General features: G+C 61.5%; 31 protein-coding genes. 17 read left to right on the top strand and 14 right to left on the bottom strand.

Translation table 11 applies throughout. From position 1 onward, the window contains the following. The first annotated feature begins 22 nt into the window (after positions 1 to 22). Together JTF07_RS13175 and map are read left to right on the top strand one after the other, a co-directional pair. Positions 23 to 589: an adenylate kinase gene (locus JTF07_RS13175; protein WP_204234733.1), complete on the top strand. Its 567-nt coding sequence runs from the start codon at positions 23 to 25 to the stop codon at positions 587 to 589. Continuing rightward, a complete protein-coding gene (map, locus tag JTF07_RS13170) occupies positions 586 to 1,422 on the top strand; it encodes a type I methionyl aminopeptidase (protein ID WP_204234732.1) in 837 nt (278 codons plus the stop codon). Before JTF07_RS13175 ends, map begins: the two co-directional genes overlap by 4 nt. 14 nt (positions 1,423 to 1,436) lie before the next feature. Here map and JTF07_RS13165 read toward each other — a convergent pair whose 3' ends face one another. Next, complete coding sequence (locus tag JTF07_RS13165; protein WP_204234731.1) at positions 1,437 to 1,682, bottom strand: hypothetical protein; 246 nt, start codon at positions 1,680 to 1,682, stop codon at positions 1,437 to 1,439. A 45-nt stretch (positions 1,683 to 1,727) separates the two neighbouring features. Between JTF07_RS13165 and JTF07_RS20390 the strand changes: the two genes are divergently transcribed. Then, positions 1,728 to 2,129 carry a hypothetical protein gene (locus JTF07_RS20390; RefSeq protein WP_252199817.1) on the top strand — a complete coding sequence of 134 codons (402 nt, stop codon included), beginning with the start codon at positions 1,728 to 1,730 and terminating at the stop codon, positions 2,127 to 2,129. Continuing rightward, positions 2,126 to 2,539, top strand: coding sequence for a hypothetical protein (locus tag JTF07_RS20385; RefSeq protein ID WP_252199816.1), 414 nt, complete (start codon positions 2,126 to 2,128; stop codon positions 2,537 to 2,539). The genes JTF07_RS20390 and JTF07_RS20385 overlap by 4 nt, the downstream gene beginning before the upstream one ends. A gap of 33 nt (positions 2,540 to 2,572) precedes the next feature. Here the strand turns inward: JTF07_RS20385 and JTF07_RS13155 are convergent, their stop codons facing one another. Continuing rightward, complete coding sequence (locus tag JTF07_RS13155) at positions 2,573 to 3,718, bottom strand: MalY/PatB family protein (RefSeq protein WP_204234730.1); 1,146 nt, start codon at positions 3,716 to 3,718, stop codon at positions 2,573 to 2,575. A gap of 162 nt (positions 3,719 to 3,880) precedes the next feature. Here JTF07_RS13155 and JTF07_RS13150 point away from each other — a divergent pair, with 162 nt between their 5' ends. From JTF07_RS13150 to rplQ, 7 genes are all read left to right on the top strand, one after another. Next, the gene (locus JTF07_RS13150) at positions 3,881 to 5,104 is read left to right on the top strand and encodes an MFS transporter (protein ID WP_204234729.1); all 1,224 of its coding nucleotides are present in this window, start codon (positions 3,881 to 3,883) and stop codon (positions 5,102 to 5,104) included. A 274-nt stretch (positions 5,105 to 5,378) separates the two neighbouring features. Beyond that, complete coding sequence (gene infA, locus JTF07_RS13145; RefSeq protein ID WP_101574514.1) at positions 5,379 to 5,600, top strand: translation initiation factor IF-1; 222 nt, start codon at positions 5,379 to 5,381, stop codon at positions 5,598 to 5,600. Positions 5,601 to 5,661: 61 nt separating this feature from the next. Beyond that, entirely contained in the window at positions 5,662 to 5,775 is a 114-nt protein-coding gene (gene rpmJ / locus JTF07_RS13140) for a 50S ribosomal protein L36 (protein ID WP_009884960.1), read from the top strand. A 188-nt stretch (positions 5,776 to 5,963) separates the two neighbouring features. Continuing rightward, the gene (gene rpsM / locus JTF07_RS13135; protein ID WP_092102951.1) at positions 5,964 to 6,332 is read left to right on the top strand and encodes a 30S ribosomal protein S13; all 369 of its coding nucleotides are present in this window, start codon (positions 5,964 to 5,966) and stop codon (positions 6,330 to 6,332) included. A gap of 51 nt (positions 6,333 to 6,383) precedes the next feature. After that, positions 6,384 to 6,788, top strand: a complete 405-nt coding sequence (gene rpsK / locus JTF07_RS13130; protein WP_009884958.1) for a 30S ribosomal protein S11 — start codon at positions 6,384 to 6,386, stop codon at positions 6,786 to 6,788. 151 nt (positions 6,789 to 6,939) lie between these two features. Further along, positions 6,940 to 7,938 (top strand): DNA-directed RNA polymerase subunit alpha, encoded by a 999-nt coding sequence (locus JTF07_RS13125; protein ID WP_143921942.1) that lies wholly within the window; start codon positions 6,940 to 6,942, stop codon positions 7,936 to 7,938. Between the two features lie 23 nt (positions 7,939 to 7,961). Next, positions 7,962 to 8,504, top strand: coding sequence for a 50S ribosomal protein L17 (gene rplQ, locus JTF07_RS13120; RefSeq protein ID WP_204234728.1), 543 nt, complete (start codon positions 7,962 to 7,964; stop codon positions 8,502 to 8,504). A 276-nt stretch (positions 8,505 to 8,780) separates the two neighbouring features. Here rplQ and putP read toward each other — a convergent pair whose 3' ends face one another. Both putP and purU read right to left on the bottom strand, forming a co-directional pair. After that, positions 8,781 to 10,301, bottom strand: a complete 1,521-nt coding sequence (gene putP / locus JTF07_RS13115) for a sodium/proline symporter PutP (protein WP_204234727.1) — start codon at positions 10,299 to 10,301, stop codon at positions 8,781 to 8,783. Positions 10,302 to 10,451: 150 nt separating this feature from the next. Further along, positions 10,452 to 11,303 carry a formyltetrahydrofolate deformylase gene (purU, locus tag JTF07_RS13110; RefSeq protein ID WP_204234726.1) on the bottom strand — a complete coding sequence of 284 codons (852 nt, stop codon included), beginning with the start codon at positions 11,301 to 11,303 and terminating at the stop codon, positions 10,452 to 10,454. 168 nt (positions 11,304 to 11,471) lie between these two features. Between purU and glyA the strand changes: the two genes are divergently transcribed. After that, the gene (gene glyA, locus JTF07_RS13105; RefSeq protein ID WP_286672964.1) at positions 11,472 to 12,746 is read left to right on the top strand and encodes a serine hydroxymethyltransferase; all 1,275 of its coding nucleotides are present in this window, start codon (positions 11,472 to 11,474) and stop codon (positions 12,744 to 12,746) included. Next, positions 12,746 to 13,633, top strand: a complete 888-nt coding sequence (locus JTF07_RS13100; RefSeq protein ID WP_204234725.1) for a bifunctional methylenetetrahydrofolate dehydrogenase/methenyltetrahydrofolate cyclohydrolase — start codon at positions 12,746 to 12,748, stop codon at positions 13,631 to 13,633. Before glyA ends, JTF07_RS13100 begins: the two co-directional genes overlap by 1 nt. A 106-nt stretch (positions 13,634 to 13,739) precedes the next feature. Here the strand turns inward: JTF07_RS13100 and JTF07_RS13095 are convergent, their stop codons facing one another. Then, positions 13,740 to 14,228, bottom strand: coding sequence for a GNAT family N-acetyltransferase (locus JTF07_RS13095; protein WP_204234724.1), 489 nt, complete (start codon positions 14,226 to 14,228; stop codon positions 13,740 to 13,742). An 84-nt stretch (positions 14,229 to 14,312) separates the two neighbouring features. Between JTF07_RS13095 and JTF07_RS13090 the strand changes: the two genes are divergently transcribed. Beyond that, on the top strand, positions 14,313 to 15,125 hold the full coding sequence (locus tag JTF07_RS13090) for an exodeoxyribonuclease III (RefSeq protein ID WP_204234723.1): 813 nt from the start codon (positions 14,313 to 14,315) through the stop codon (positions 15,123 to 15,125). A 16-nt stretch (positions 15,126 to 15,141) separates the two neighbouring features. Here the strand turns inward: JTF07_RS13090 and JTF07_RS13085 are convergent, their stop codons facing one another. The 4 genes from JTF07_RS13085 to JTF07_RS13070 all read right to left on the bottom strand — a co-directional run bounded on the left by JTF07_RS13085 (position 15,142) and on the right by JTF07_RS13070 (position 18,466). After that, positions 15,142 to 15,474, bottom strand: coding sequence for a DMT family transporter (locus JTF07_RS13085; RefSeq protein WP_213018834.1), 333 nt, complete (start codon positions 15,472 to 15,474; stop codon positions 15,142 to 15,144). Continuing rightward, entirely contained in the window at positions 15,471 to 15,827 is a 357-nt protein-coding gene (locus JTF07_RS13080; protein WP_204234722.1) for a DMT family transporter, read from the bottom strand. Before JTF07_RS13080 ends, JTF07_RS13085 begins: the two co-directional genes overlap by 4 nt. Positions 15,828 to 15,958: 131 nt before the next feature. Further along, the gene (locus JTF07_RS13075; RefSeq protein WP_204234721.1) at positions 15,959 to 16,201 is read right to left on the bottom strand and encodes a CstA-like transporter-associated (seleno)protein; all 243 of its coding nucleotides are present in this window, start codon (positions 16,199 to 16,201) and stop codon (positions 15,959 to 15,961) included. A gap of 51 nt (positions 16,202 to 16,252) precedes the next feature. Continuing rightward, on the bottom strand, positions 16,253 to 18,466 hold the full coding sequence (locus JTF07_RS13070; protein WP_204234720.1) for a carbon starvation CstA family protein: 2,214 nt from the start codon (positions 18,464 to 18,466) through the stop codon (positions 16,253 to 16,255). Positions 18,467 to 18,702: 236 nt separating this feature from the next. On the opposite strand from JTF07_RS13070, the gene trpS reads away from it, so the two are divergent. Further along, positions 18,703 to 19,701, top strand: coding sequence for a tryptophan--tRNA ligase (gene trpS / locus JTF07_RS13065; RefSeq protein ID WP_204234719.1), 999 nt, complete (start codon positions 18,703 to 18,705; stop codon positions 19,699 to 19,701). Positions 19,702 to 19,753: 52 nt separating this feature from the next. Continuing rightward, positions 19,754 to 20,803 carry an App1 family protein phosphatidate phosphatase gene (locus JTF07_RS13060; RefSeq protein WP_204234718.1) on the top strand — a complete coding sequence of 350 codons (1,050 nt, stop codon included), beginning with the start codon at positions 19,754 to 19,756 and terminating at the stop codon, positions 20,801 to 20,803. 14 nt (positions 20,804 to 20,817) lie between these two features. Here JTF07_RS13060 and JTF07_RS13055 read toward each other — a convergent pair whose 3' ends face one another. The 5 genes from JTF07_RS13055 to JTF07_RS13035 all read right to left on the bottom strand — a co-directional run bounded on the left by JTF07_RS13055 (position 20,818) and on the right by JTF07_RS13035 (position 25,619). Next, positions 20,818 to 21,807: an NAD(P)H-dependent flavin oxidoreductase gene (locus JTF07_RS13055; RefSeq protein WP_204234717.1), complete on the bottom strand. Its 990-nt coding sequence runs from the start codon at positions 21,805 to 21,807 to the stop codon at positions 20,818 to 20,820. Between the two features lie 150 nt (positions 21,808 to 21,957). Beyond that, complete coding sequence (locus JTF07_RS13050) at positions 21,958 to 22,734, bottom strand: enoyl-CoA hydratase (protein ID WP_204234716.1); 777 nt, start codon at positions 22,732 to 22,734, stop codon at positions 21,958 to 21,960. Next, positions 22,731 to 23,789: an enoyl-CoA hydratase/isomerase family protein gene (locus JTF07_RS13045; protein WP_204234715.1), complete on the bottom strand. Its 1,059-nt coding sequence runs from the start codon at positions 23,787 to 23,789 to the stop codon at positions 22,731 to 22,733. Before JTF07_RS13045 ends, JTF07_RS13050 begins: the two co-directional genes overlap by 4 nt. A gap of 1 nt (position 23,790) precedes the next feature. After that, on the bottom strand, positions 23,791 to 24,957 hold the full coding sequence (locus JTF07_RS13040) for an acyl-CoA dehydrogenase family protein (protein ID WP_204234714.1): 1,167 nt from the start codon (positions 24,955 to 24,957) through the stop codon (positions 23,791 to 23,793). Between the two features lie 146 nt (positions 24,958 to 25,103). Then, complete coding sequence (locus JTF07_RS13035; RefSeq protein WP_204234713.1) at positions 25,104 to 25,619, bottom strand: MarR family winged helix-turn-helix transcriptional regulator; 516 nt, start codon at positions 25,617 to 25,619, stop codon at positions 25,104 to 25,106. 52 nt (positions 25,620 to 25,671) lie between these two features. On the opposite strand from JTF07_RS13035, the gene JTF07_RS13030 reads away from it, so the two are divergent. Beyond that, positions 25,672 to 26,346, top strand: coding sequence for an SOS response-associated peptidase (locus tag JTF07_RS13030; protein ID WP_252199815.1), 675 nt, complete (start codon positions 25,672 to 25,674; stop codon positions 26,344 to 26,346). The last annotated feature ends 328 nt before the right edge of the window (positions 26,347 to 26,674 follow it).

Raw genomic sequence — 26,674 nt, 5'->3', positions numbered from 1 at the left:
ATCCATTGGAAGGAAATACCTTATGAGCTCACGCATCATTCTGATCGGCCCACCTGGTGCCGGCAAAGGCACCCAGGCCGCACGACTGTCCGAGGCGCTGAACGTCCCGGCGATCTCGACCGGTGACATCTTCCGTGCGAACGTGAAGGGCGAGACCGAACTCGGCAATCTGGCCAAGCGTTATATGGACGCCGGCGAGTACGTCCCCGACGAGGTGACCAACTCGATGGTCGCCGATCGACTGGGCCAGGACGATGCCGCTGAGGGATTCCTCCTCGACGGCTACCCTCGCACCAGTGCACAGGTGGACGAGCTCGATCGGATTCTCGCCGCTCAGGGCCATGAGATCGAGCAGGTCGTCGAACTCACCGCTGATATCGACGAGGTCGTCGCCCGACTCTTGGCGCGCGCACAGACCGAAGGCCGCAGCGATGACAATGAAGATGTCATCCGTCACCGCCTGGACGTCTACGCCGAGCAGACTCAGCCTCTGACTGATATCTACCGCGAGCGCGGCCTCCTGCGTCAGGTCGACGGACTCGGTGAAGTCGCTGAGATCACCGACCGAATCCTCGACTCCATTCGATGATCTTCGGTCCCCGGATCGAGCTGAAGTCTCCTGAACAGCTGGTCACGATGCGCCGGGCAGGTCTAGTCACCAACGAGGTGCTGAAAGCCGCTCGCGCCGCAGCGGTCCCGGGCGCGACCACCGCCGAGGTGAATGCGGCCGCCGAATCCGTGATCACCGAGGCGGGGGCTCAGTCCAACTTCCTGGGCTATCAGGGGTATCCCGCCGTTGTGTGCATCTCCGTGAACGAGGAGATCGTGCATGGCATACCAGGCGAGCGGGTCCTCGAGTCCGGGGACCTCGTGTCCATCGATGGCGGAGCCATCGTCGATGGGTTCCACGGTGATTCCGCCTTCACAATGATCATCGGCGGAGACGCCGCTGGGTCGGAGGCGGACATCGCACTGTCCCGCGCCACGGAGAAGGCCATGTGGGTGGGCATTGCTGCGTTCGCAGCAGGGAGCAAGGTCAGTGACATCGGGGATGCCATCGACGATCACGTCTCACGTGAAGCTCCCGATCTGGGACTCGTGGAGGAATTCACAGGCCATGGCATCGGAACGGCTATGCATATGCCGCCTGAGGTTCTCAACTATCGGGCGCGTTCGAACGGTCCCAAGATCAGATCGGGAATGTGCCTCGCGATCGAACCCATGCTCACCGCCGGCAGCAGCGAGACTATCACCCTGGCCGACGACTGGACCATCGTGACCGATGACGGATCCCGAGCCAGCCATTGGGAGCACAGCGTTGCCAGGCATGATGGGGGAGTCTGGGTACTCACCGCTGAGGATGGGGGAGTGGCTGGTCTGGCACCCTTCGGAATCATTCCTGTGCCTCCGGCTGGTGCCTGAAGCGGATCGAAGAATCAGATCTGGCGCCTCGCCTGTTGTCGCTTGAGGTCAGTCGTCGTCACGATGTGCATGCTGATGAACAGCGCCGAGGCTGACATGAGACTCAGCGCGAACATCCATGCCACAGTGTCCTGAATCCCGAAACCAGCGATCATCAACGCGGCGAAGGTGATGAAGGCCGTGATCGCTCCGGTCAGCACTGCGGCGGTGCGTGCTGTCTGGAAAGCCCGCTGGCTGTTTTCGTAGATTCTTTCGTCCAAGACACTGCACCTCGTACTTGTGCCCGTCTTGCAGGCCTGCTCGACATGATCCTTGCGACCTCACGTGAGGATCTGGGCATGACGGGTGTCCACGATCACACGAAACGTCGGGAAGATGTGGGCGATCTGTATCGTCTGACCCGATTAGCCTTCGACGTCATCTCCGCCTTCGGCTGCCTGCGCGCTCAGGGCCTGCCCGGGCCTGTGAACGTCTCAGTCCTCGCCGAACACGGCTATTCGTCCTCGAGCGTGCACAATCAGCTGGTGCGGATGGTTCAGCGCAATATTCTGGTCAGCGAGCGACACGGACGAGTCTCCATCTATGGATTGAGTGCGCGCATACTTGCCGGATTCATGGACATCGCGGGTGATCGCGCGGAACCGACTTTTGACGGCCGGTTCCGCTGCCGGCAGTCGTCGAGCCGGGCTGGTGCGGATGCGCGATGATCGAGCCGGCGGACATCGCCTCCGCAAAGCGAATGACGTCGCGAGCCTTCGACGTGGAGTCCGCGACTCTTGAGCTTCCACCGCTTGAGAGCAAGCTGGGTGCACTGAGCCAGGATGGCAGCCGACCGGGTGGTGGACACCCAGAGATGACGTTGGTGAAGTTCTTCGACATCTGTTTTCAGGTCGCGCGAGCAGTTATGACGCATCCGATACTTCCATCGGAGCTGGTCGGGGCCGACCAGCCTGCCGTGCGTTTCAGGAGACTCATCGACCGTTGCAACCTGGAGTACTACCTGAGATTCGACCAGCAGATCGTGGAGCGTGCTGGCTCGAGTTCAGCCTTCGACTTCATCGAGTGGCTGCCGGACAGCGGAACCGACTGTGCCCGATGTCAGCACTGTGCCGGCTGAGTCCACTGTGCAGGCTGAGTCCACTGTGCTCGATCAGAGCGCGGAGGCGATGCGTGCGATCGCTTCGGTGAGCAGGGGGCGCGGGAGCGCGAAGTTGAATCGGATATGACCTGCGCCGACTTCACCACACAAGCGCCCCTCGGTGATCGCGACGTGGGCCCTGTCATTGAAATGTTCGGAAAGACCGGTCTCATGTCCATATCCGCGCATATCCAACCACGCCAGGTAGGTGCCCTCGGGCGGGAGGAACGTGGCATTGGGCAGATGTGTGGCCACGAGGTCGGTCAGAAGCTCACGATTGCCCTTGAGATATGCGGTGATCTCGGCCAGCCAGTCACCCGACTGAGTGTACGCCGCTGTGGTGGCCAGGATGCCGGGGTTCGAAGCCGCACCCGAGACGAAGCTGCCCTTCTTCGCCCAGATCGCGCGGTCATCTGCACTGGTGAAGATGAGCTGCGCGCATTTGAGCCCGGGAATGTTGAACGCCTTCGACGCAGCCGTTGCCGTCGCAGTATGGGAGGCAGTGGACTCATTGAGGCTGGCATAGGGAATGTGACGGGCAGGTTCGTAGACGAGAGGTGCGTGAATCTCATCGGAGAACACGCGCGCATTGTTGCGCTCGACCACCTCGGCGAGCTCCAGAAGTTCAGTCTCCGTGTACACCTTCCCGATCGGATTATGGGGATTGCACAGAACCAGGGTGGCCCCGGGCACCAGAGCGGCATCGACTGCATCGAGGTCGAGGGACCAGCCTGTCTCGGTCCGGATCATCGGCACCTCGATGAGCTTTCGTCCTGTGACCGCGGCGACATCGAAGAAGGGCATGTAGGCGGGCGTCGGAAGGACGATCGGGGTATCGGCCGGGGTCAGGTGTGTGAGGATGCCCAGGAAGCTTGCGATGACATCGCTGGCGAGCTCGACATGCTGGTCCGAGAACTGCCAGCCGTAGCGTTCGGCGCAGAACGCCGAGGTGGCCGACTTGAGGTCGGAGACGATCGACTGCGGTGCATAGCCGAAGAGATCGCGCTCATCGACCTCGCGCAGAGCCTGGCGCACGCCCGGTGCGACACCGAAGTCCATCTCTGCGATGAACGCGCCGAGGCTGCCCGGGAAGCTTGACCACTTGCGTCCGCCTTTGGCGATGAGTGAGTCTTCTGAGATCGAATCCAGGTCCTGCACGTGATGCTCCTTCGTTGGCCGTTGCGAGACTGTCCGGTTTCACGCTAGCAGGGGAACCGCCGCGTGCGCGGTCCGTTCTGACATGCACGGTCACGGGCTAAAGTGGACCGTGCGACAGGGTCCGGACTCGGTCATTGAGGCAATTGAGAGGTGGTGGTCGCGATGTCTGCACAGCGGCAGTCGGTATTCCGCCGGAATCAATGGGCTCTGAGTCTGGCGCAGCTGTTCTCCGGCATCGGCATCGCAACAGGGTTCGCCGTCGGCGGGATCCTCGCGGAGCGTCTGACTGGACGCACGGAGCTGGCCGGATTCGCGCAGACTGCGTCCATCCTCGGTGCCGGGCTGCTTGCCGTTCCACTGGCGAAGCTGGCCGAACGCAGAAGCCGGCGCCTGGCATTGGCCATCGCATACGCGATTGCACTCTGCGGTGCCATTCTCATCGTGTTGGCGATCCTGTTCGGCATCGACATCGCATTCTTCATCGGCATGGGCTGTTTCGGGGCGGCGACGGCCGCGGGGCTGCAGGGCCGCTATGCTGCCACGGATGCAGCTCCCGACCATCTCAAGGGTTCAGCGATGTCCGTGGTCGTCTGGGCCACGACGATCGGCTCCGTCATCGGGCCCAACCTCTCCGGACCCGGTGCCGGGCTCGGCCGGGTCCTGAATCTCGACCCATTATCGGGTCCGTTCGTCATCGCGATCGCAGGCTTCGCACTTGCTCTCCTCAGCGTCCTGTTCCTGCGCCGACTCACACCCGCCACACGGGATGAGTCCCCGGCATCCCCTCGCCGAGGTGGCACCTGGCAGGCCATCAGACGTTCCCCGAGCGCGCTCATGGGGCTGCTGTCCGTGGTCACCGGGCACATGATCATGGTGGCAACAATGGTGATGACACCGCTTCACATGGACCACCATGGACTGGGCCTCGAGCTGATCGGCATCACGATCGGCGGGCATATCCTCGGCATGTACGGACTCTCCCCGGTCTTCGGCTACCTCACCGACAGATACTCCGCCGGTCGGGTGATTCTCCTCGGCCACGGACTGTTCGCCGTGTCCTTGCTCCTCGGCTTCATCGATGCGCTCGGTGAGTCATCCTTCACCAGGCTGTCTGTGGCGCTGTTCGTCTTGGGCTTGGGCTGGAGCGCATGCCTCATCGCTGGATCCACCCTGCTGACAAAAGAGATCGATCCCGCACATCGGATGTCGGTGCAGGGACTCTCAGACGCAGGAATGAACTTCGGGGCCGCCGCGTTGGCGGCACTGTCCGGGCCGCTGCTGGCCTTCGGTGGGTTCGCATCGATCACCCTAATGGGCCTCGTCGTGCTCGCGATCGCCGTCATTGTGAGCGTCCGAGCCGGGTACGGAACTCGACACAGGACCTGAACCTGGGACCACCTCGGCGAGGGAGTGATCGATTGTAAGGGACTTCACTCCCGTAAGCCAGCACCGTGTGGAAGAATCTTCGGCCATAGTGTAGGGTTGTTGATTGGTCTGTTCTCACTCAACTCACCCTTTTTCAGTTGTGGGCGGCATTTGCCATCCGCAACTTTTCATGTGGTGAGGTGAACCGCAGACCATGGGGTCGTCGGGGTGAATCGACGATACACGATTACGTCGAACGCGAAGTTTTCGCGGGAATACGAGGTTAGCGAACGATATGGCCAAAAAAGAAGGGGTCATTGAGATCGAAGGCGCCGTTGTCGAAGCCCTCCCGAACGCATCGTTCCGGGTTGAGCTGAGCAATGGGCACAGGGTGCTTGCGCATATCTCAGGAAAAATGCGACAGCACTACATTCGAATTCTCCCTGAGGACCGGGTCATCGTGGAGCTGTCTCCATACGATCTTTCGCGTGGGCGAATCGTTTACCGCTACAAGTAAGGATCTTCGATCATTCGTACCCGCCCCTGCGCAGGGGTAAGGGTCGGAAGAAGGAAAAACCATGAAGGTTAAGCCAAGCGTCAAGAAGATCTGCGAGAATTGCCAGATTACCCGCCGTCACGGCCGGGTCATCGTCATCTGCTCCAACCCGCGTCACAAACAGCGCCAGGGTTGAGCAGCTCTTCGAGCAGACAGAGGCACCCGCAAGGGGCTTCAGCAGCACCACACCCGCGCAGACCTCGCCATCTGCACTGCCTTTAGGGCCGTGTCAGGACGATACCTTCGGTCGGGGGCCGAGGACTTTGGGAAACCAAGGACAGGTCTGCATCAGCACCTCCGGAACTACAACAGGAGATAGTACCTATGGCACGACTTGCCGGAGTCGACATTCCGCGTGAAAAGCGCGTGGAAGTCGCCTTGACTTATATCTACGGTGTGGGCCGCACCCGTGCGCGCCAGACCCTGACGGAAACGGGAATCAGCCCTGATACCCGTGTGAAGGACTTGAGCGATGCCGAGCTCGTCCAGCTGCGTGACTTCATCGAGGGCACATTCCAGGTTGAGGGCGACCTCCGACGTGAGGTTGCTGCCGACATTCGCCGCAAGGTGGAGATCGGAAGCTACGAAGGCCTGCGTCACCGCCGCGGTCTGCCGGTTCGCGGACAGCGGACCAAGACGAATGCGCGTACCCGCAAGGGACCGAAGCGCACCGTGGCCGGTAAGAAGAAGTAACATGCTCACCCGGTTGACCAGCATCAGCCACCTCGATCAGGAGTAAAACACATGCCTCCCAAGTCACGCGCCGCTACAGTGCGCAAGCCTCGCCGCAAGCTCAAGAAGAATATCGTTGCCGGCCAGGCACACATCAAGTCAACGTTCAACAACACCATCGTGTCGATCACCGATCCGACCGGTGCTGTCATCTCCTGGGCCTCTTCAGGTGAGGTCGGCTTCAAGGGTTCGCGCAAATCGACCCCTTACGCCGCGCAGATGGCTGCGGAATCCGCTGCCCGTCGCGCACAGGAGCACGGCCTCAAGAAGGTCGACGTCTTCGTCAAGGGACCAGGTTCGGGACGCGAAACCGCGATCCGTTCGCTGCAGGCCGCCGGTCTGGAACTGGGCACCATTCAGGATGTCACTCCAGTTCCGTTCAACGGCTGCCGTCCCACCAAGCGCCGCCGCGGCTGATCCTTCCGTGTATCTGCGACCGATGACGGGGCAAGCCCCGGCATCAGTTGCACAACGGATTCCAAGATAAACCGAACCGTTCTTCATGGCTTTAGGCCATGACGTGCAGTGCGAACGTCATATAGCGGATGTTCGCTGAAAGGAAGCCCACGTGCTCATTGCACAGCGCCCAACGCTCACGGAAGAAGTCGTCTCCGAGAATCGCTCACGGTTCGCCATCGAACCACTTGAGCCAGGATTCGGCTACACCCTCGGCAACTCGCTTCGTCGTACCCTGCTGTCGTCGATTCCAGGTGCCGCCGTCACATCCATTCGGATCGACGGTGTGCTTCACGAGTTCAGCACCGTTCCAGGAGTCAAGGAGGATGTCACTGAGTTCATCCTCAACCTGAAGTCCCTGGTCGTGTCCTCGGAATTCGATGAACCGGTCGTTGCCTACCTGCGCAAGCAGGGCCCCGGCACCGTGACTGCCGCCGATGTCTCTGCTCCTGCCGGAGTTGAGATCCATAACCCAGATCTGCATATCGCCACGTTGAATGGTGAGGGCCGTCTGGACATGGAGCTGACCATCGAACGTGGACGCGGATACGTTTCGAGCGCTCAGAACAAGAATGCGGATGCAGAGATCGGTCGGGTCCCCGTTGACTCGATCTACTCGCCGGTTCTCAAGGTCACCTACAAGGTCGAGGCCACTCGTGTCGAGCAGCGCACCGACTTTGATCGCCTGGTGCTCGACATTGAGACCAAGCCGTCGATGACCCCACGCGATGCGATTGCATCTGCGGGTAAGACACTGGTCGAACTCTTCGGCCTGGCTCGGGAACTCAACGTCGAAGCCGAAGGCATCGAGATCGGACCCTCGCCGGTTGACGCAGCTCTGGCTGCCGATCTGGCACTGGCTATCGAGGATCTCGATCTGACCGTGCGCTCCTACAACTGCCTCAAGCGCGAAGGAATCCACACCGTCGGCGAACTCGTTGCCCGCAGCGAAGCCGATCTGATGGATATCCGCAACTTTGGTTCGAAGTCGATCGACGAAGTGAAGGCCAAGCTCAATGAGCTGGGTCTGAGCCTCAAGGACAGTCCCGCCGGGTTCGAACCCGGTCTCGTTGATGAGGACCAGTCCTACGTCGAAGACGAACAGTACTGATTAAGACCTAGGAGTAAGACACTATGCCAACCCCAACCAAGGGTCCTCGTCTCGGAGGCTCCCCAACACACGAGCGCATGATGCTCAATAACATGGCTGCTGCCCTGTTCGAGCACAAGAAGATCACCACGACCGTGACCAAGGCCAAGCGCCTGCGTCCGGTTGCGGAGCGTATGATCACCGCAGCGAAGAAGGGCGACCTCGCCGCCCGTCGTCGCGTGCTCGGAAAGATTGGCGACAAGTCGATCGTGCACGAGCTGTTCACTTCGATCGCCGAAACCATGGCCGAGCGTCCCGGTGGATACACACGTATCACCAAGATCGGTCCTCGTGCCGGTGACAATGCGCCGATGGCCGTCATCGAACTGGTCCTCGAGCCCTACTCGCCGAAGCAGGCAACTGTGAAGGAAGCCGAGCAGGCCACCGAGACCGCAGCAACGGAGAACACAAGCGAAGAGGTCGTCGAAGAGGCTCCTGCAGAGACCACCGAGGACGCAGCCGACTCGGCCGCAACCGAAGAGGTCGCTGAAGAAGCAACCGACGAAAGCGCCGAAGAAACCAAGTAAGGGCTCTTTGACGCAACATCTCAGGCGGGCACCCGATGGGTGCCCGCCTGAAGTGCATTCACAGGAGAGCGGCCGCGTGCGTCGCGTACGGGATGCACGAGGATCCTTAAGCACCTCGCGTCAGCAGCATGTCGCACTCGCAGGTGGACAGTAACGACTCAGCGGCTATTCCTCCCGGTGCTGGTGGAGGAATAGCCGCTGACTGGAGGGCGTGGTGACGGTGGAGGGCTCAGCTTGCCCGACTCACGTGAGTGCGTCAGACGGGCCGTTGGTCCGTCATTTCACTCGTGAGAGTTCAACTGATTCGTCGAATTCGCGGTCTGTGTCCGCATTGGGCTTGTACGTGAACCTGCTGACCACGATCGCCACAATGAGGTTGATGGCGAAACCGGGGATGATCTCGTAGATCTGATCGGTCAGTGGGCTGCTGACCTGTCCCCAGATGAACGCGACCGCCGCACCCGAGATGAGCCCGAAGAGCGCGCCCCAGTTGCTGAGCTTCTTCCAGAACAGCGTCAGCAGCACGATCGGTCCGAAGGAGGCACCGAAGCCGGCCCAGGCGAATGCCACCAGGTCGAGGATGCTGTTCGACGGTGAGATCGCCAACAGCACGGCGATGACGGCAACAACGAGGATGCCGAGGCGCCCAAGCAGGACATACGTCTTGCCCTGCAGGGTGTGCTTCGAACCGGTGCGCAGCGCCACGATCTTGTAGAGATCCTCGATGAGCGCCGAGGAGGTGACGACGAGTTGCGAGGAGATCGTCGACATGATCGCCGCGAGCACCGCAGCCAGGACCAGTCCCGCGATGAATGGGTGGAAGAGGATCTGAGCCAGATCCAGGAACACCGTCTCCGGGTCGGTTGGCTCCATATCAGCATGATCGGAGAAGTAGGAGATTCCGACGATCGAGGTGGCGATGGCCCCGAGCGCGGAGATTCCCATCCATCCCACACCTATCCGGCGAGCCACTTTCGCATCCGCAGGGGTCCGCAGCGCCATGAACCGTACGATGATGTGCGGCTGGCCGAAGTAGCCCAGGCCCCAGGCGAGAGCGGAGATGACAGCCAAGTAGGTGCCTCCAGCCCAGAACGGTCCGCTGCCGAAGATATTGAGCAGGCTGGGGTCGATGTCCCTGACGTTGGAGATCACAGTTGACGGACCGCCGGCGTTGACCACTGCGACGATCGGGACCGCGACGAGTGCGGCGAACATCAGCAGGCCCTGGGCGACGTCGGTGAGTGTGGCGCCGAGGAATCCGCCGAACAGCGTGTAGATCATGGTGATGGCCGCGACGACGAGCATTCCGGCAAGATAGTTCAGGCCGAAGCTCGACTCGAAGAACTTGCCAGCCGCCACCATGCCGGAGGAGACGTAGAAGGTGAAGAAGACCAGAATGATGACACCGCAGACGATGCGCAGCAGACGGGTGTTGTCCCTGAGACGCTGCTCGAAGAAGCTGGGAATGGTGATCGAGTCACCAGCCTTTTCCGTGAATGCCCGCAGACGTGGGGCCACGAACTTCCAGTTCACCCAGGCTCCGACGGTCAGACCCACGGCGATCCACGCCTCGACCAGTCCCGCCGCGTAGATGGCTCCGGGCAGCCCCATCAGCAGCCAGCCCGACATGTCGGAGGCTCCGGCGCTCAGTGCGGCAACACTGGGGCGCAGTCCGCGGCCTGCCAGCATGTAGTCGTCGAGGCTGTTCTTGGTCTTGCGGTACGCGAACCAGCCGATGGCCAGCATTCCTGCAAAGTACAGGACGATCGCTATTGTGCGGAAAGTGGTTTCCGTCATCTTTAAGTCGTCTCCTTTTGTAAACCGGGGCGACTCTACAACACATTCAGCATGGGGTGTGAACTGTCTATGAGTTGGCTAAATGAGGATTAACGATCGGGAGAATCTGCTGACACCCCGGCGCTGTGTGCCGACGACCAGCCGGTCGGGTCAGTTGAAGACGACCGTGCGGTGCCCGTCCATGAGGACACGTCCTTCTGCGTGCCAGGCCACGGCCCGTGCGAGCACCGCTGCTTCGACATCCTGTCCGCGCTGGACGAAGTCGGCGATGTTGCGATTGTGATCGACGCGAGCGACATCCTGTTCGATGATCGGTCCCTCGTCGAGATCGGGGGTGACGTAGTGGGCCGTGGCTCCGATGATCTTCACTCCGCGGGCGTGCGCCTGGTGATACGGTTTCGCGCCCTTGAAGCTGGGCAGGAACGAGTGGTGGATGTTGATGACCCGCCCCTCGAGCCGAGCACACAGATCAGGGGAGAGGATCTGCATGTACCGGGCGAGGACGATGAGCTCGACGTCAAGCTCATCGACGAGTTCGCTCAGACGAGCCTCAGCAGCGTCCTTGATCTCACGAGTGATCGGAATGTGGTGGAAGTCGTGGCCGTGGAATTCGGCCAGTGGCCGAAGGGAGTCATGGTTGCCGGCGACACCGACGATATCAATGGGCAGCTGACCCGAGCTCTGTTGGAACAGCAGTGTGTTGAGGCAGTGTGCAGCCTTCGACACGAGGACCAGAGTTCTCGTCTTCTTCTCCACCGGCTGGAGGCTGAGCGTCATATCGAAACGGTGAGCCGCCTCGGCGAGGGATGATTCCAGGGCTTCGGCATCGGAATCGCGGTTCGTGACGAACTGGACGCGCAGGAAGAACTGGAGGGAATCGGGGGAGGAGAACTGCTGGGACTCGGTGATGTTGGCACCGAGTGAGGCGAGGACCCCGGTCACGGCATGCACGATTCCGGTTGCGTCCGGGCAGGTGACTCGCAGGATCCATTCTCGACTCATGCGATCGATTCTAATGGTCGTACCCGGTGTGCCCCGAAACCCGCCCATCATCCGGATGACGAGCGCCTCATCGGTGTGATCTGGTTCGCTGTTAGCATTGTTTTCGGGTGTTCGCGGAGCCGATCGCGGCGTCCCACTCATCACTTTGGATGCCACAGGAGTGTATACATGACTGATAACACGATGCAGGCTTCGCTTGCAGACATCGATCCACAGATCGCGGAAGTCCTCGACCAGGAATTGGGCCGTCAGCGTTCGACTCTCGAGATGATCGCCTCGGAGAACTTCGTGCCGCGCGCAGTGCTGCAGGCACAGGGATCCGTGCTGACGAACAAGTACGCCGAGGGCTACCCCGGGAAGCGCTACTACGGTGGCTGCGAGTACGTCGATGTCGCTGAGACTCTCGCCATCGACCGGGCTAAGAGCCTCTTCGGTGCCGAATACGCGAACGTGCAGTCACACTCAGGTGCCTCGGCCAACGCCGCAGTGATGCACGCACTCGCCCGCCACGGTGACAAAATGCTCGGCCTGTCGCTGGCCCACGGCGGTCACCTCACCCATGGCATGAAGATCAACTTCTCGGGACGCCTCTACGACGTCGCCTCCTATGAAGTCGATCCCGACACCTACCGCATCGACATGGACAAGGTGCGTGAGCGAGCACTCGAGCATCGCCCCGAGGTCATCGTCGCAGGCTGGTCTGCCTACCCGCGTCAGCTTGACTTCCAGGCCTTCCGCGACATCGCCGACGAAGTCGGAGCGAAGCTCTGGGTCGACATGGCTCACTTCGCCGGACTTGTCGCCGCCGGCCTGCACCCCAACCCGGTGCCCTTCGCTGATGTCGTGTCATCGACGGTGCACAAGACCATCGGCGGTCCACGCTCAGGCTTCATCCTCGGCAAGGAGGAGTACGCGAAGAAGCTGAACTCCGCAGTCTTCCCGGGACAGCAGGGCGGACCGCTGATGCACGTGATCGCGGCTAAGGCAGTGGCGTTCAAGCTCGCCGCCTCCGAAGAGTTCAAGGCTCGCCAGGAACGGACCGTACGCGGAGCCCAGATCTTGGCGCAGCGACTCTTGGCCGATGATGTTGCCAAGGCCGGTGCAACGGTCCTGACCGGCGGAACCGACGTCCACCTGGTCCTCGTCGACCTGCGCAACTCAGCCCTGGACGGCCAGCAGGCAGAAGACCTCCTGCACGAAGTCGGAATCACCGTGAACCGCAACGCCGTTCCGTTTGACCCGCGACCGCCGATGGTGACCTCCGGTCTGCGTATCGGCACCCCTGCTCTGGCCACCCGCGGGTTCGGCGATGCCGAGTTCACCGAGGTCGCCGATGTCATCGCCGAGGCGCTGAAGCCCGGTGCGAACGTCGACGCACTCAGCGCTCGGGTCAAGAAGCTCAGCGACAACTTCCCTCTCTACGAAGATCTGGAGCAGTACTGATGGCAGCACAGATACTTGACGGCAAGGCCTGTGCCAACGAGATCAAGGAAGAGTTGAGGACGGCCGTCGCGGACCTGGCCGAGCGGGGCATCGTTCCCGGCTTGGCCACGGTCCTCGTCGGTGAGGATCCGGGATCGAAGTGGTACGTGGCGGGAAAGCACCGTGACTGCGCCGAGGTGGGCATCCATTCCATCCGACGTGATCTTCCGGAGTCGGTGAGCCAGGACGAGCTGCTGTCGATCATCGACGAGCTCAATGCCGATGAGGAATGCACCGGGTACATCGTGCAGCTGCCGCTGCCGTCTCACATCGACACGGACACGGTCCTCGAACGCATCGACCCGGCCAAGGACGCGGATGGACTGCATCCGACCAACCTCGGCCGGCTCATGCTCAATGTCAACCGGGAGATCACCACTCCGCTGCCGTGCACCCCGCGTGGAGTCATCGAGCTGATGCAGCGCAACGGGGTCGAACTGGCCGGCAAACATGTGGTGGTCGTCGGTCGTGGTGTCACCGTCGGCCGGTCGATCGGTGCGCTGCTGACCCGTCGCGAATACAACGCCACGGTGACGCTGACGCATACCGGAACGACGAATCTGCCCGAGCTGCTGGCTCAGGCCGACATCATCGTCGCCGCCGCGGGCTCGGCTCGGATCGTGACCGCCGACGCGGTCAAGCCCGGTGCCGTCGTCCTTGATGTCGGAGTCTCACGCGAAGAGGATCCGGAGACGGGGAAGTCGACGATCGTGGGAGATGTGGACCCGGCAGTCGCCGAGGTGGCGGCTTGGGTGTCACCGAACCCCGGCGGAGTCGGACCCATGACTCGGGCACTGCTTCTGAAGAACGTCGTTGACGTCGCTCAGCGGGCGGCTGCAACCGCCTGAACGGTTCACGTTCTCACAACGATGGCCTCCCGCACCTGTGTGCGGGAGGCCATCGTCCTCTGTTCGCTGGGCCGGTCTCTGTTCGCTGGTCAGACCGGTGTGTCCGTCACTCCTCGAGAAGTTTGAGCTCGAAGAACACTCGCGGATCTCCGGCACCCGCATAGTCTTCGATGAGTTCACCGGTGAACCCGAGCGAGGAATGGAACGAAATCGCTGCGGAAGAATCAGGCAAGGTTGTGGCCTGCACCGATGAGACACCCAAGGTTCGCGAGTGTTCGATGAAGTGCTGGTACAGGTGACGGCCGATTCCCTTGTGTCGGAAATCCGATCGGGCGGCAACCAGGTGGATGTAGGACGGGCCATCATGGGGGATGACGCCGAGCAGATAGCCGACGATTTCCGAACGGTATCTGGCCACCAGACCCGAGGTCACGAACTGGCGGAACCAGTAGGCATCGTGATCGCCGCTCAGGTCCCGGTCTCCCCAGAAGTTCTCCTGCGCACCGAGCAGGAACTCGCGCATCTCATGGGCGTCTACTTCATCAAGCGGGCTGATGCTCAGCTGCTCAGAATCGAAAGTCTCGTCAACAGCCATTACGCCTCCTGAAATATGTTTCTTTCCATCACTCTATAACGCCCAAGCCCGTATGAGTAGTGCGCTCATGCCATGATAGAACACATGATTCGGATTGCATCAGTCAACGTCAACGGAGTTCGAGCAGCATGGAGAAAGGGGATGCCCACCTGGGTGGACAGTGCGAAACCCGACTTCATCACACTGCAGGAAGTTCGCGCCGCCAACGACATCGCCCTCAAAGTACTCGAGGACACCGAGTACACTACGATCAGCCACGACGCCGAGGCGAAGGGACGTGCCGGAGTCGCCGTCCTGGCTCGCACGGAGCCGGCCGAGGTACGCGAAGGCCTCGGCGCTGACGGGTACTTCGACCGTGCCGGTCGGTGGGTGGAAACGGACTATCGCCTCGGTGACGGGTCGCTGCTGACTCTCGTATCTGCCTACGTCCATTCCGGTGAGGTGGACACTCCCAAACAGGAGGACAAGTACCGCTTCCTCGACCGAATGACCGTGCGCCTGCCCGAACTCGCACAGCACGCCGATCATGTGCTGGTCACCGGCGACCTCAACGTCTGCCACACCGAACGCGACTTGAAGAACTGGAAGGCCAACCGCAAGAAGGCGGGATTCCTGCCCGAGGAGCGCGCGTACTTCGACGGCTTCTTCGGCGATGTCGGCTTCGTCGACGTGCACCGGAAGCTCAGCGGCGATGTCGACGGCCCCTACACCTGGTGGTCCATGCGCGGACAGGCCTTCGACAACAACGCCGGTTGGCGCATCGACTATCAGATGGCAACACCGGAACTTGCCGAGGCGGCAGTGACAGCCACGGTCGACAAAGCTGACAGCTGGGCCGAGCGCTGGTCCGATCACGCACCGCTCGTCATCGACTACGACCTCCCCGCACCGAAGTAGGCCGCAGGCTGGTCGTCTAGGTGTGTGAGGAGCCGAGTTCGATGAGCAGCACGCCGATGAGGATGAGACCGATACCGAAGAGCATCTTCCGCGTCAGCTTCTCCTTGAACAGCGCTCGACCGGCCAAGGCCGTCAGAGCCACCCCGGTGGCGGCCCAGATTCCGTAGGCCACGCCCAAGGGGATGCCTGTGCGCAGCGTCAGGCTGAGCAGGCTGAATGACACGAGGTATCCAGCGGCGACTCCCGCGTACCACCATCTGCTGCCGCCGACCGATGCCATCCGCAGACAGATCGTGGCCGCGACCTCGAGGACGATTGCGATGGCGAGCAGAATCCATCCGATGATCATGACTCGACTCCCGGCCCGGTCTGGTGCGCGTCGTCTTCGCGGTTGCCGACCTCGACGAGGATGACGCCAGCCATGATGAAGACGATTCCGGTGATCATGACGGGTGTGAGTGGTTCAGCGAAGAGGACCAGGGAGAGGACCGCGGTGAGCGCGACTCCCGCTGCGCCCCAGATTCCGTAGGCGATGCCAAGCGGCATACCGACGCGAAGGGTGAGGCTGAGGAAGACGAACGCTGCGGCATAGCCGAGGCCGACGAGGATATAGAGGGCGGGGGAGTCAAGAGCTCCCTTCAGCGCCAGGGTGCCGGTCACCTCGGCGATGATGGCGCCCATCAGAAATAGCCATCTGCGCACATGACAATTGTCGGCCATGGTCATCCGGCAGGGAAATCGGGCAGCTTCCCGTCACACGAAGAGGCCCGGGTCTGCGCGGAGGAATCTCCACACAGACCCGGGCCTCGCTCAGGGCTCATCGGCGCTGAACGTCAGCAGCATCGAACCTTCGGATTGCTGTCCTGCTCATCGGTGAGGTCACGCCAGAACTCCTTCTCTCCCATGGCACCCTCGCGAGTGCCGTGGCGGCGCTCGTAGGACTCCATGTAATGGATGTAGGCGTTCTCACCCATGACCTCCTTGAGGTACCACAGGAGTCCTGCGGCGCCTCGGCGAAGCGATCCCCATGGGTCCCTCACGAGACGCTCGAGCGGATGTGTGCTTGCGCTGGTCATGGTCTCTCTCCTTTCTGTGCCGCTGTCACGGCACATGAAACGCGGTTATGGTCATCTGTGTGGGGAACGTTCGTCCCACTGGGCCTGTACCTCGCGTTCGGCCTTACGTGCGATGAGACCCGCCGGAGCGAATATCTTGGTCTCCGTATAAGGCTCCTCAGTGGTGGGCAGTGATCCCTTCCTGATGGCTTCGATGGACTTCCACACGGCCATGATGACGACCATGGCAACGAGCAGCGCGAAGACGATGGAGAGAGTGCCCTGCACAAAGGTGTTGCGGACGACGGCATTCATCGCCGCTATGCCTTCGGTGTTGCCCAAGGAGGTTTCCCCAGCGGCCAAGGCGTCCTTGTAGGCGAAGTGCTGTGCCCAGTAGCCGAGGACAGGATCGGATGAGAAGATCTTCTGCCAGGACGCGGCCATGGTGACCACGAGGTCCCATACCAGCGGTATGCCAGGGATCCACGCCCAGCGGGCCAGACCCATCTTGCACACGATGGCGAATATCACCGCCAGCGCAATGGCTGCCAACAGCTGGTTGGAGATGCCGAAGAGCGGGAACAGCGTGTTGATGCCGCCAAGAGGGTCGGTGACTCCCATCAGCAAGATCGACCCCCAAGCCCCGACCATGATCGCCGTCGTCAGCCATGCGCCCGGGGTCCACGAAGGATCCCGGAACTTCTTCGAGAAGTTGCCGAGGGCGTCACTGAGCATGAAGCGGGCGACGCGGGTACCGGCATCGATCGTGGTGAGGATGAACAGCGCCTCGAACATGACCGCGAAGTGGTACCAGAACGACATCCACGCGGGACCGCCGAAGATGTTGTGGAGAATGTGCGCCATGCCCATCGCCAGAGTCGGAGCACCACCGGTGCGGGAGACGATGCTCTCTTCGCCGACGTCCTTGGCTGCCTGTTCGAGCAGCTCGGGACTCGTCGCAACGCCGGACATGCCCAGTGCGTTGTTGATGAAGTCCGAGGCGCCCTGCGCTGTTCCGCCGGTGAGCGGTTCGGCGGCGTTCATCGCGAAGTACAGCCCCTTGTCGAGGCAGATCGCGGCCACCAGAGCCATGATCGCAACGAAGGACTCCATGAGCATTCCGCCATAGCCGATGAGGCGGGCCTGGGATTCCTTCTCGATCAGCTTCGGTGTGGTGCCCGAAGAGATGAGTGCGTGGAATCCCGATAGGGCCCCGCAGGCGATGGTGATGAAGAGGAACGGGAACAGAGCTCCGGCGAAGGCAGGGCCTTCGGAGTTGAAGGCGAACTCGGTCACAGCTGGCATCTGCACACTCGGGTTGACGATGAGGATGCCGACAGCCAGGAGGATGATGGTGCCGATCTTCATGAAGGTCGACAGGTAGTCACGCGGTGCCAGCAGCACCCAGACCGGCAGCACAGCGGCGAGGAAGCCATAGATCATCAGGCACCAGGCCAGTGTCACCTTGTCGAGGTGAAAGAACTCCGACCACACGGGCGAGTTGTGAACCCAACCGCCGGCGACGATGGCCAGGATCAGGAGGACGATGCCGATGACCGAGACCTCGACGACTTTGCCCGGACGCAGGTAGCGCATGTAGATGCCCATGAACACGGCGATGGGAATCGTCATGGCGATCGAGAAGACACCCCAAGGGCTCTCGGCCAGGGCATTGATGATGACGACGCCGAGGACGGCGATGAGGATCACCATGATGAGGATGATGCCCAGCGAGGCGATGATTCCGCCAGTGCGACCAAGCTCATCACGAGTCATCTGACCCAGCGAACGGCCATTGCGGCGCATCGAGAAGAACAGCACCAGGTAGTCCTGGACGCCGCCGGCGACGATGACGCCGAGAACGATCCACAGGGTACCGGGCAGGTAGCCCATCTGCGCGGCCAGGATCGGTCCGACCAGAGGCCCGGCGCCCGAGATGGCGGCGAAGTGGTGGCCGAAGAGCACTCGGCGGTCAGTGGGTGCGAAATCCCGTCCATTGTCATTGAGCTCTGCAGGAGTGGCCCGTTTCGGGTCAGGGCGGCAGATCTTCCATTCGATGAACTTGGCATAGAAACGGAACGCGATGAGATAGCTGCCCACGGCAGCGGCGACGAACCAGCTGGCCGACATCTCCTCTCCGCGCACGAACGCAACCATCGCCCATCCGGCGGCCGCGACCAACGCGATGACCACCCAGATGACGATCTTCACCGGAGTCCACCGCGGCTTTTCGACCACAGCCACTGGTGGCAGCCCCTCTTCGGTTCTGACGTATTCGACCGACAAGATTTCCTCCTCGTTGAGCTCGATGACTTCGCACCGAATATCCATTGCCCATGATCACCGGTCACCGGCCGAACAAGACTGTTGATCGAACCATGTGAGATACCTCGATGAATCATGTGATCTGCTTCGTCACTATACCGTTTGCCGGTGGCGCGCAGGTGCCTGAGATCACCTGAGTCCTCGGCTCGCACGGGGTGGTCTGCGATGACGCAGGGTTGAAGTGGCATTATGGTTCTATGATGACTTCTTCTCTGCCACGCACCGTTTCCGGCATCCAGGCCACCTCTGACTCACTGCACCTGGGCAATTACATCGGAGCTCTGCAGCAGTTCGTGGCGCATCAGGAGTCACACGATGCCTTCTACTTCATCGCGAACATGCACGCGATCACCGTCGAGCAGGACCCCAGCGACCTGCGCGAGCGCACACTGCGCACCGCTGCGCAGTTCATTGCGGCGGGTATCGATCCGGAGAAGTCGACGATCTTCGTCCAGTCGCAGGTCCCGGCACACCCCCAGCTGTCATGGGTCCTCGAATGCACCACGTCGATGGGTGAGGCCAGCCGGATGACGCAGTTCAAGGACAAATCGGCCAAGCAGGAGCATGTGTCCCTGGGGCTGCTCACCTACCCAGCGCTGATGGCCGCCGACATCCTCCTCTACAACCCGCAGATGGTGCCCGTCGGCGAGGACCAGCGCCAGCATCTCGAACTGACCCGAAACCTAGCCGAACGCTTCAACTTTCGATTCGGAGAGACCTTCGTCGTTCCTGAGGCGCAGATCCTCAAGGCCACTGCGAAGATCTACGACCTGCAGAACCCCTCGTCGAAGATGTCGAAATCTTTGCCCAGCCCGCTGGGTCGCATCGACCTCCTCGACGACGCGAAGTCACTGACGAAGAAGATCAAGTCCGCCGTCACCGACGATGGCAAGGAGATCGCCTACGACCCGGAGTCCAAGCCCGGAGTCTCGAACCTGCTCACGATCTATTCTTCTCTGACCTCGCGGCCGGTCGATGACATCGTCGCAGAGTACGAGGGCAAGATGTACGGTCACCTCAAGGTGGATCTGGCAGAGATCGCCGTCGAAGCCCTCACCCCTGTGCGAGAGCGCACCACTGAGCTTCTCCAGGACCGGGCGCAGCTCCAGGCCATCCTCGATTCGGGTGCGGCGAAGGCCAATGAGATCGCCGAGGTGACCCTGCGAGAGGTCTATGACAAGGTCGGCTTCGTCTGATCCGACTGCAACCCGATCCGACCTGACGTGCGATGAGTGTGAAGGAAGAACCGTGGCGAAGAAGAAACCCGAAGAGGGACCGCTGAATCTCACCCCGGACATGCTGCACACCGCGGCACGGATGGAAGACCGACTCAACGGCTGGCTGCAGAACCGCGCCACCGACCATACCTATCAGCGCACAGTCATCGCCTATGACACCTATGGCGGCACCGGATGGGTGAGAGTGCTCGGGCGTTTGGTCCTGACCCCGACCGGTCAGCCTGCGGCGGACCTGCAGGCGAGCATCCGAGGGTGGAAGTCCTTCGTCAGTGTGCCTCTGCCCAACGACACGGCCTGGGTCCGCGTCAATGATGAAGAGCACATGGTCACCGCGGACAGGGGCGGCATCATCGACACTGTCATACCCGGTGACTTTCAGCCCGGTGAGACGGAGATCGAACTGTGGACCGATGGCTCGCTCGTCGATTCCGCTGCCGTGCGGATCATCGGCGAGGACACGACGTTCGGCATCATCTCCGATATCGATGACACGGTCATGGTCACTTCACTGCCGCGACCGTTTCTTGCCGCGTGGAACACCTTCGTGCTCAGCGAGCATGCCAGGTCGCCGGTGGCGGGAATGGCTGTGCTCTATGACCGAATCACCTATATGCGCCCGAACTCTCCGATGGTCTATCTGTCGACGGGAGCTTGGAATTCGGCCCTGACGATCAAGAGGTTCCTCTCCCGCAATCTTTACCCGATGGGGCCTCTGCTGCTCACCGATTGGGGGCCGACGACGACTCGCGTCTTCCGCTCGGGCAAGGAGCACAAACGCAACTCTCTGGAGCGCCTGTCGCGTGAGTTCCCGTGGATGAAATGGCTGCTCATCGGCGACGACGGCCAGAAGGACGAAGAGGTCTACGGAGAATTCGTGGACAACCACCCCGACAATGTCGCCGCGGTCGCGATCCGACAGCTCACCGTCGGTGAAGCGGTCTGGGCAGGTGGTCGTTCGAAGCGCCACGGTCGCGGTCAGGGAGTGCCGTGGATCTATGCCCCGGACGGTGCAGGACTGTCTTCGCGCCTGACCGAACGGGGCATCATCTCCACGATCTGAGAGTTCAGTGCGGCTCAGCCGACACCGACAGCCGTATTCAGGCGAGCGTCGAGCTCCTTCTTCGCGGACTCGAACTGCGCGGCAAGACCGTCGACGAGTTCGGCTGTGGTGGTCTTCTCGTCGAGCACGCCGATGCCCTGTCCCGAGCCCCAGATGTCCTTCCACGCCTTCGAATCCGAACCTTCCTTCGTGCCGAAGTCCATCTTCGTCGGGTCGGCCTCGGGAAGATCGTCGGGGTCGAGTCCCGAGGCAGTGATCGAACCGCGCAGGTAATTGCCCTTGACGCCGGTGAAGTAGCTGGAGTAGACGACGTCCTCGGCAGCGGAGTCGACGATCATCTGCTTGTAGTCCTCGGTGACGTTGGCCTCTGTCGTCGACAGGAAGGCCGAGCCCACATAGGCGCAGTCGGCGCCGGCGGCCAGCGCTGCGAGGACCGAGCGGCCGTGTGCAATTGCGCCCGAGAGCAGCACCGGACCGTCGAACCAGGATCGGATCTCCTGGACGAGCGCGAACGGGGAGAGCGCGCCAGCATGCCCACCGGCACCGGCGGCCACGGCGATGACTCCGTCGGCGCCCTTCTCCACGGCTTTGTGCGCGAACTTGTTGTTGATGACGTCATGGAGGACGATGCCGCCGTAGGAGTGCACGGCCTCGTTGACCTCTTCACGCGCGCCCAACGATGTGATCACGATGGGCACCTGGTGGCGAACCACCTCGGCGAGATCGGCCTCCAAGCGGTTGTTCGAGCGGTGAACGATGAGGTTCACAGCGAACGGTGCCGCTGGATGATCGGGATTCGCTGCGGTGAACGCGGAGTTGGTCTCACGGATCTCGTCGAGCCAGTCGGTGAGCATCGAGGCCGGGCGGGCATTGAGGGTGGGGAAGGAACCGATGATGCCGGCCTGGCACTGGGCCTTGACCAGGTCGGGACCCGATGCGATGAACATGGGGGAGCCGAGCACCGGAAGTCGCAGCTGGGGGAGAATATTGGCGAATGAATTCATTGTGCCTCCTTTGGGTGGATGAACGTTTCCACTCTAACTGAACGATTGTTAAAAGCGATCATGTGACCGAATGCGCCGATGGCGCAGACGAGTTCGACTCGGCTGCGCCATCGGTGCAGCCGTGTGCGGGCTGCTGCGTCGTGCGGTGATTCAGGAATCCGTGAAGTTCGCGTCCCGCTTCTCGACGAATGCGGCCATTCCCTCGGACTGGTCGTTCGTGGCCAGGGAGGAGTGGAAGAGGCGACGTTCGTAACGCAGTCCCTGCTCGAGCGTCGTTTCGAACGCGGTATTGACCGCCTCTTTCACCATCGCCGAGGCGATGCGGGACTTGGATGCGATCGTCTGTGCGATCTCATTGGCCGCTGCAAGCAGTTCCTCGGGTTCGACGATACGTGCGACGAGGCCCGAGCGCTCGGCCTCCTCTGCGTCCATCATGCGTCCGGTCAGGCACAGGTCCATGGACTTGGCCTTGCCGATCGCGCGAGTCAGACGCTGGGATCCGCCCATGCCGGGGAGAACGCCGAGGTTGATCTCGGGCTGGCCGAACTTCGCCTTCGTCGACGCGATGAGGATGTCGCCCATCATCGCCAACTCACAGCCGCCGCCGAGCGCGAAGCCGTTGACCGCGGTGATGACCGGTTTGCGCACGTCAGTCAGGCGGGTCCAACCGGCGAACCAGTCGGCCTTGAACGCGGTGGCGAAGTCGAGGTCGGACATCTCTTTGATGTCGGCGCCCGCGGCGAAGGCCTTGCCGCTGCCGGTGATGATGATCGCCTTGACCTCATCGTCGGCATCGAATGCGGCGGCTGCGTCGGTGACGTCGGTGAGCACCTGCATGTTCAACGCATTGAGAGCCTTCGGGCGATTCAGCGTGATGGTGGCAACACCCTGGTCGACGGATGTGAGGATTGTTTCGTAGTCGCTCATGCGAACACCTTCTCTTCGTGATCGGTGGTGAGGATGTCGTTGACTGTTTCGTCGCTGACCTCGTCGAATGTGGACGGTGACCACTGCGGCTTGCGGTCCTTGTCGATCACCTGCGCGCGGATGCCCTCCTTGAGGTCGGGACGACGCGTCAGCGCGACGGCTGCGCGGTAGTCCTGTTCGAGGACCTCGGCCAAGGACATGTTTCCGGCCTTGCGCACGGCGGCCAGTGTCACCTTCACCGAGGTGGGTGCCTTCGTCCCGATCAGCTTCCCGGTGGCATTGGCATCAGGATTCGCATGCGCGTCCAGCGCTGCGACGATGTCCTCTGCCCGGTCCCCGGTATAGCATTCGTCGATCCAACCTGCTGCCTCAGCGAGTTCGTTCTCCGGCGCAGCGGCGGCGTAGCGGTCGATCACCGTCTCCACGTCGCCGCCTGCTTCGAGGTCGGCGATGAGTCCCGGCACATCAGCGTCAGGCACGTAGTAGTCGGCCAGTCCCATGGCCAGCGCGGCTCCCGCTCCGACCGGCAATCCGGTCAGCGCCAGATGGGTGCCGAGCTCGCCCGGCGCATTGGCCAGCAGATGTGTGCCGCCGACGTCGGGGAACAGGCCGATCCCGGTCTCGGGCATTCCGATCTTGGTGGAATCGGTGACGATGCGGTGCGAGCCGTGGCCCGAGATTCCGACGCCGCCGCCCATCGTGATGCCGTTCATGATGACGACATAGGGCTTAGGGAACTCGGAGATCTCATGGTTCATCTTGTATTCGCGATTCCAGAACCGGGCGTTCTCATCTGTGCCGGCGACAATGTCGTTGTAGACGGCCTTGATGTCGCCTCCAGCGCACAGCCCGCGTTCGCCGCGGCCGGTGACAAGGAGGGCCTTGATCGCGTCGTCATCACGCCAGCTCTTCAAGGCGTCATCGATGGCACCCACCATTTCCTGGCTCAGCGCGTTGATCAGCTTCGGTCTGTTGAGCTCTATCCGGCCCACTCCGTTGGTGATCGAGGTGATCACCGATGCTTCCGTCGGCGGTGCCGGGGTCTCTGTCGTCATATCAGCCCACTCCTGTGCTCTTGCGCGAAATGATCACGCGCATGATTTCGTTGGTGCCTTCCAGAATCTGGTGGACGCGCAGGTCACGCACCAGCTTCTCAATTCCATACTCTGTCAGATAGCCGTAGCCGCCGTGCAACTGGAGTGCCCTATTGGCGACGTCGAAGCCCGAATCCGTGGCTGTCAGCTTCGCCATTGCCGAGAGCAGTGAGGTGTTCGGATCACCTGCGTCGTACGCGTTGGCGGCACGCCACAGGAGAGAGCGAGCCGCTTCGAGCTTGGTCTGCATCTCCGCGACCTCGAATCGCAGAGCCTGAAAAGCTGAGAGCTCGGTGCCGAAGGCCTGTCGTTCGCCCATGTAGTCGATGGCCTTCTCCAACGCAGACTGCCCGCCGCCCAGCGAGCATGCTCCGATGTTGAGCCGGCCTCCGTCGAGTCCGGACATCGCGATTTTGAAACCCTGACCGGGTTCGCCGAGGAGGTTCTCCTTCGGCACGCGCACGTTTTCCATGATGACCTGTCGGGTCGGCTGAGCTCGCCATCCCATCTTCTGTTCGTTGGGGCCGAAGGAGAGACCCTCCATGCCCTTTTCGAGGATGAAAGCGGAGATTCCGCGTGATCCATCCTGGCCGGTACGCGCCATCACCAGGTAGGTTTCGGTGGTGCCGGCACCGGAAATGAACTGCTTGACACCGTTGAGGACATAGGAGTCACCGTCCTCCCTCGCTGAGGTGCGCAGAGCGGCAGCATCGGAACCGGCATTGGGTTCCGTGAGGCAGTAGCTGCCGAGGTGATCCATCGAGACGAGCTTCGAGAGGTATTTGTCCTTCTGCTCGGCATCTCCGTATTTGTCGATCATCCACGCCACCATGTTGTGGATGGAGATGTATGCGGCGACCGAGGGGCAGGCGGTCGACATGGCTTCGAAGATGAGGGCTGCATCCATTCGCCCCATCCCCGTGCCGCCGGCTTCTTCGCTGACGTAGATTCCGCCCATGCCCAGGTCGGCGGATCTCTTGATGACGTCGACGGGAAAGTGGTGGTTGGCATCCCACTCCAGAGCATGCGGTGCGATCTCGGAATCCGCGAATTCGCGCACCATGCCGGAGATTGTCTGTTGTTCTTCGGTGAGACCGAACGGCAGGGCAGCTGCTGTGCTGCGGGACATTGTTCCTCCACGGTTTGGGCTATCCACGATCGAGGCTTGTCGCATTCGTGATGACGTTCACTACGATACGGAGAAAATACTTGGACGTCCAACTAAATTCGCGCAGTCGGTTCGTCTAAGAATCGATCAGCAGAGAAGATGCAGCCTCAGGCGTGGTCTTCGAGCTCGGAGCGCAGTGATTCAAGGTGGGGGAGGAGTCCGCCCAGATCGGTCCCGGCCAACGCCGGGGAGGTGAAGACCTGCTCATTGAGGGCGGCGGTTGCGCGTGAGGAGAGTTCACGGCCGGTCTCGGTGAGTTCGACGAGCGTGGTGCGACGGTCATCGGGGTGGCTGCGTCTCTTCACGAGACCGGCGTTCTCGAGTCGATCGACCGAGTTAGTCGTCGATGTGGCGTGGACCTGCAGACGGGCCGAGATCTTCGACATCGGCAGTGTACCCGACTTGGTGAAGGATAGGAGGGTGAGGACTTCGTACCGTGAGAACGTCAGCGCAAAGGGTTTGAGTGCGGCATCGACTTTGGCAAGGAACAGCTGATGGACTCTCATCACAGAGATCACAGTCGTCATGCCATCGGTGGAATCGTTCCAACCGTGGGCGAGCCACTGTTTCCTGGACTCCTCGATCGGGTCGAGTCTGCTCGCTGATGTCTTTTCCGCCGCCATTGTCGACAGTGTAGTGAAGTGAGAAGATAAGCGCATGTGTGGTCGACTCAATATGTCTCTCGATCCGGCAGATCTCGCCGATGAGCTCCGTCTTGACGTCATCTCCTACGACTACACGCCCAGGTACAACGTGCCGCCCGGCTCCTTCGTGCCGATCGTTGTCGAACGACTCGATGACGAAGGACAGCTGACACGTCGACTGGAGACCGCTTCGTGGGGGTTGGTCCCTGGGTGGGCGAAGGACACGAAAATCGGCTTCAAGGCATTCAACGCGCGTTCGGAGACTGTCCTCGAAAAGCCGATGTTCAGGCAGTCCATCAAGAGGCGTCGCTGTGCACTTCCGATCCCTGGCTATTACGAGTGGGAGACAACTGAAGACGGAAAGCAGCCATGGATGATGTCGGCCGCGGGCGCCGACCCGCTGTTCATGGCCGGCCTGTTCGAGTTCTGGAAGCAGCCGGACCAGTCCTGGTTGGTGTCGACGACGATCCTGACCATGGAAGCGGCGGGACACCTGCGCGATGTTCACCATAGGATGCCGGTCTTCCTCAACCGTGAGGGTGTCGATCAATGGATCGATCCAGCGGTGCCCAGTGCCGAGGTCCATCCACTCTTGGAATCGACACTCTCGCACGTCGACCCCGCGAGCGTGAAGCGACATAAGGTCGGCAAGAGCGTGGGCAATGTTCGCAATGACGGCCCAGAGCTCATCGCTCCAGTGGGCTGATGATCTTCTGCACTGTTGCGCGAATCCGCGGAACCTATACGGTACGGCTCTTGCGGCGCACCGGTCGCCGCGAAGTCCTCACCCGCAGTTGCAAGTGAGGCAAACGGGTCAGCATCAGGAGGTCTGTGCGGCAGGATCCACTTGTTTTGCACACGCGGCCGGATGTGTGTAGTGTGTACCGAGTTGCCAGCCCGCAAGGAACGGCAACGGTCGCTCTGACCAGGTTTGATCCCAGCAAATTGAAGATGAACTTCAAGTTGCGAAGGTCCAAACAACGCTGTAGAGTGGATATCCGCTGGTACGGCGGGCCGCAAGGCAGAAAGTACAC

The organism is Brevibacterium sp. RIT 803, from assembly GCF_016892625.1.
GTDB lineage: Bacteria > Actinomycetota > Actinomycetes > Actinomycetales > Brevibacteriaceae > Brevibacterium.
Note: the sequence above shows the minus strand (reverse complement) of the source record. Positions and strands in the feature narration are given on the sequence as shown.

Coding starts and splice junctions, on each gene's coding strand:
- JTF07_RS13095 (WP_204234724.1), bottom strand. CDS start 14,228: ATGGCTGTTGACGAGACTTTCGATTCTGAGCAGCTGAGCATCAGCCCG.
- JTF07_RS13100 (WP_204234725.1), top strand. CDS start 12,746: ATGGCAGCACAGATACTTGACGGCAAGGCCTGTGCCAACGAGATCAAG.
- JTF07_RS13055 (WP_204234717.1), bottom strand. CDS start 21,807: ATGAATTCATTCGCCAATATTCTCCCCCAGCTGCGACTTCCGGTGCTC.
- rpmJ (WP_009884960.1), top strand. CDS start 5,662: ATGAAGGTTAAGCCAAGCGTCAAGAAGATCTGCGAGAATTGCCAGATT.
- JTF07_RS13045 (WP_204234715.1), bottom strand. CDS start 23,789: ATGACGACAGAGACCCCGGCACCGCCGACGGAAGCATCGGTGATCACC.
- JTF07_RS13175 (WP_204234733.1), top strand. CDS start 23: ATGAGCTCACGCATCATTCTGATCGGCCCACCTGGTGCCGGCAAAGGC.
- JTF07_RS13085 (WP_213018834.1), bottom strand. CDS start 15,474: ATGATCATCGGATGGATTCTGCTCGCCATCGCAATCGTCCTCGAGGTC.
- JTF07_RS13040 (WP_204234714.1), bottom strand. CDS start 24,957: ATGTCCCGCAGCACAGCAGCTGCCCTGCCGTTCGGTCTCACCGAAGAA.
- JTF07_RS13150 (WP_204234729.1), top strand. CDS start 3,881: ATGTCTGCACAGCGGCAGTCGGTATTCCGCCGGAATCAATGGGCTCTG.
- rpsK (WP_009884958.1), top strand. CDS start 6,384: ATGCCTCCCAAGTCACGCGCCGCTACAGTGCGCAAGCCTCGCCGCAAG.
- rpsM (WP_092102951.1), top strand. CDS start 5,964: ATGGCACGACTTGCCGGAGTCGACATTCCGCGTGAAAAGCGCGTGGAA.
- JTF07_RS20390 (WP_252199817.1), top strand. CDS start 1,728: ATGATCCTTGCGACCTCACGTGAGGATCTGGGCATGACGGGTGTCCAC.
- glyA (WP_286672964.1), top strand. CDS start 11,472: ATGACTGATAACACGATGCAGGCTTCGCTTGCAGACATCGATCCACAG.
- trpS (WP_204234719.1), top strand. CDS start 18,703: ATGATGACTTCTTCTCTGCCACGCACCGTTTCCGGCATCCAGGCCACC.
- JTF07_RS13050 (WP_204234716.1), bottom strand. CDS start 22,734: ATGAGCGACTACGAAACAATCCTCACATCCGTCGACCAGGGTGTTGCC.
- JTF07_RS13090 (WP_204234723.1), top strand. CDS start 14,313: ATGATTCGGATTGCATCAGTCAACGTCAACGGAGTTCGAGCAGCATGG.
- infA (WP_101574514.1), top strand. CDS start 5,379: ATGGCCAAAAAAGAAGGGGTCATTGAGATCGAAGGCGCCGTTGTCGAA.
- JTF07_RS13075 (WP_204234721.1), bottom strand. CDS start 16,201: ATGACCAGCGCAAGCACACATCCGCTCGAGCGTCTCGTGAGGGACCCA.
- map (WP_204234732.1), top strand. CDS start 586: ATGATCTTCGGTCCCCGGATCGAGCTGAAGTCTCCTGAACAGCTGGTC.
- rplQ (WP_204234728.1), top strand. CDS start 7,962: ATGCCAACCCCAACCAAGGGTCCTCGTCTCGGAGGCTCCCCAACACAC.
- JTF07_RS13035 (WP_204234713.1), bottom strand. CDS start 25,619: ATGGCGGCGGAAAAGACATCAGCGAGCAGACTCGACCCGATCGAGGAG.
- JTF07_RS20385 (WP_252199816.1), top strand. CDS start 2,126: ATGATCGAGCCGGCGGACATCGCCTCCGCAAAGCGAATGACGTCGCGA.
- purU (WP_204234726.1), bottom strand. CDS start 11,303: ATGAGTCGAGAATGGATCCTGCGAGTCACCTGCCCGGACGCAACCGGA.
- JTF07_RS13030 (WP_252199815.1), top strand. CDS start 25,672: ATGTCTCTCGATCCGGCAGATCTCGCCGATGAGCTCCGTCTTGACGTC.
- putP (WP_204234727.1), bottom strand. CDS start 10,301: ATGACGGAAACCACTTTCCGCACAATAGCGATCGTCCTGTACTTTGCA.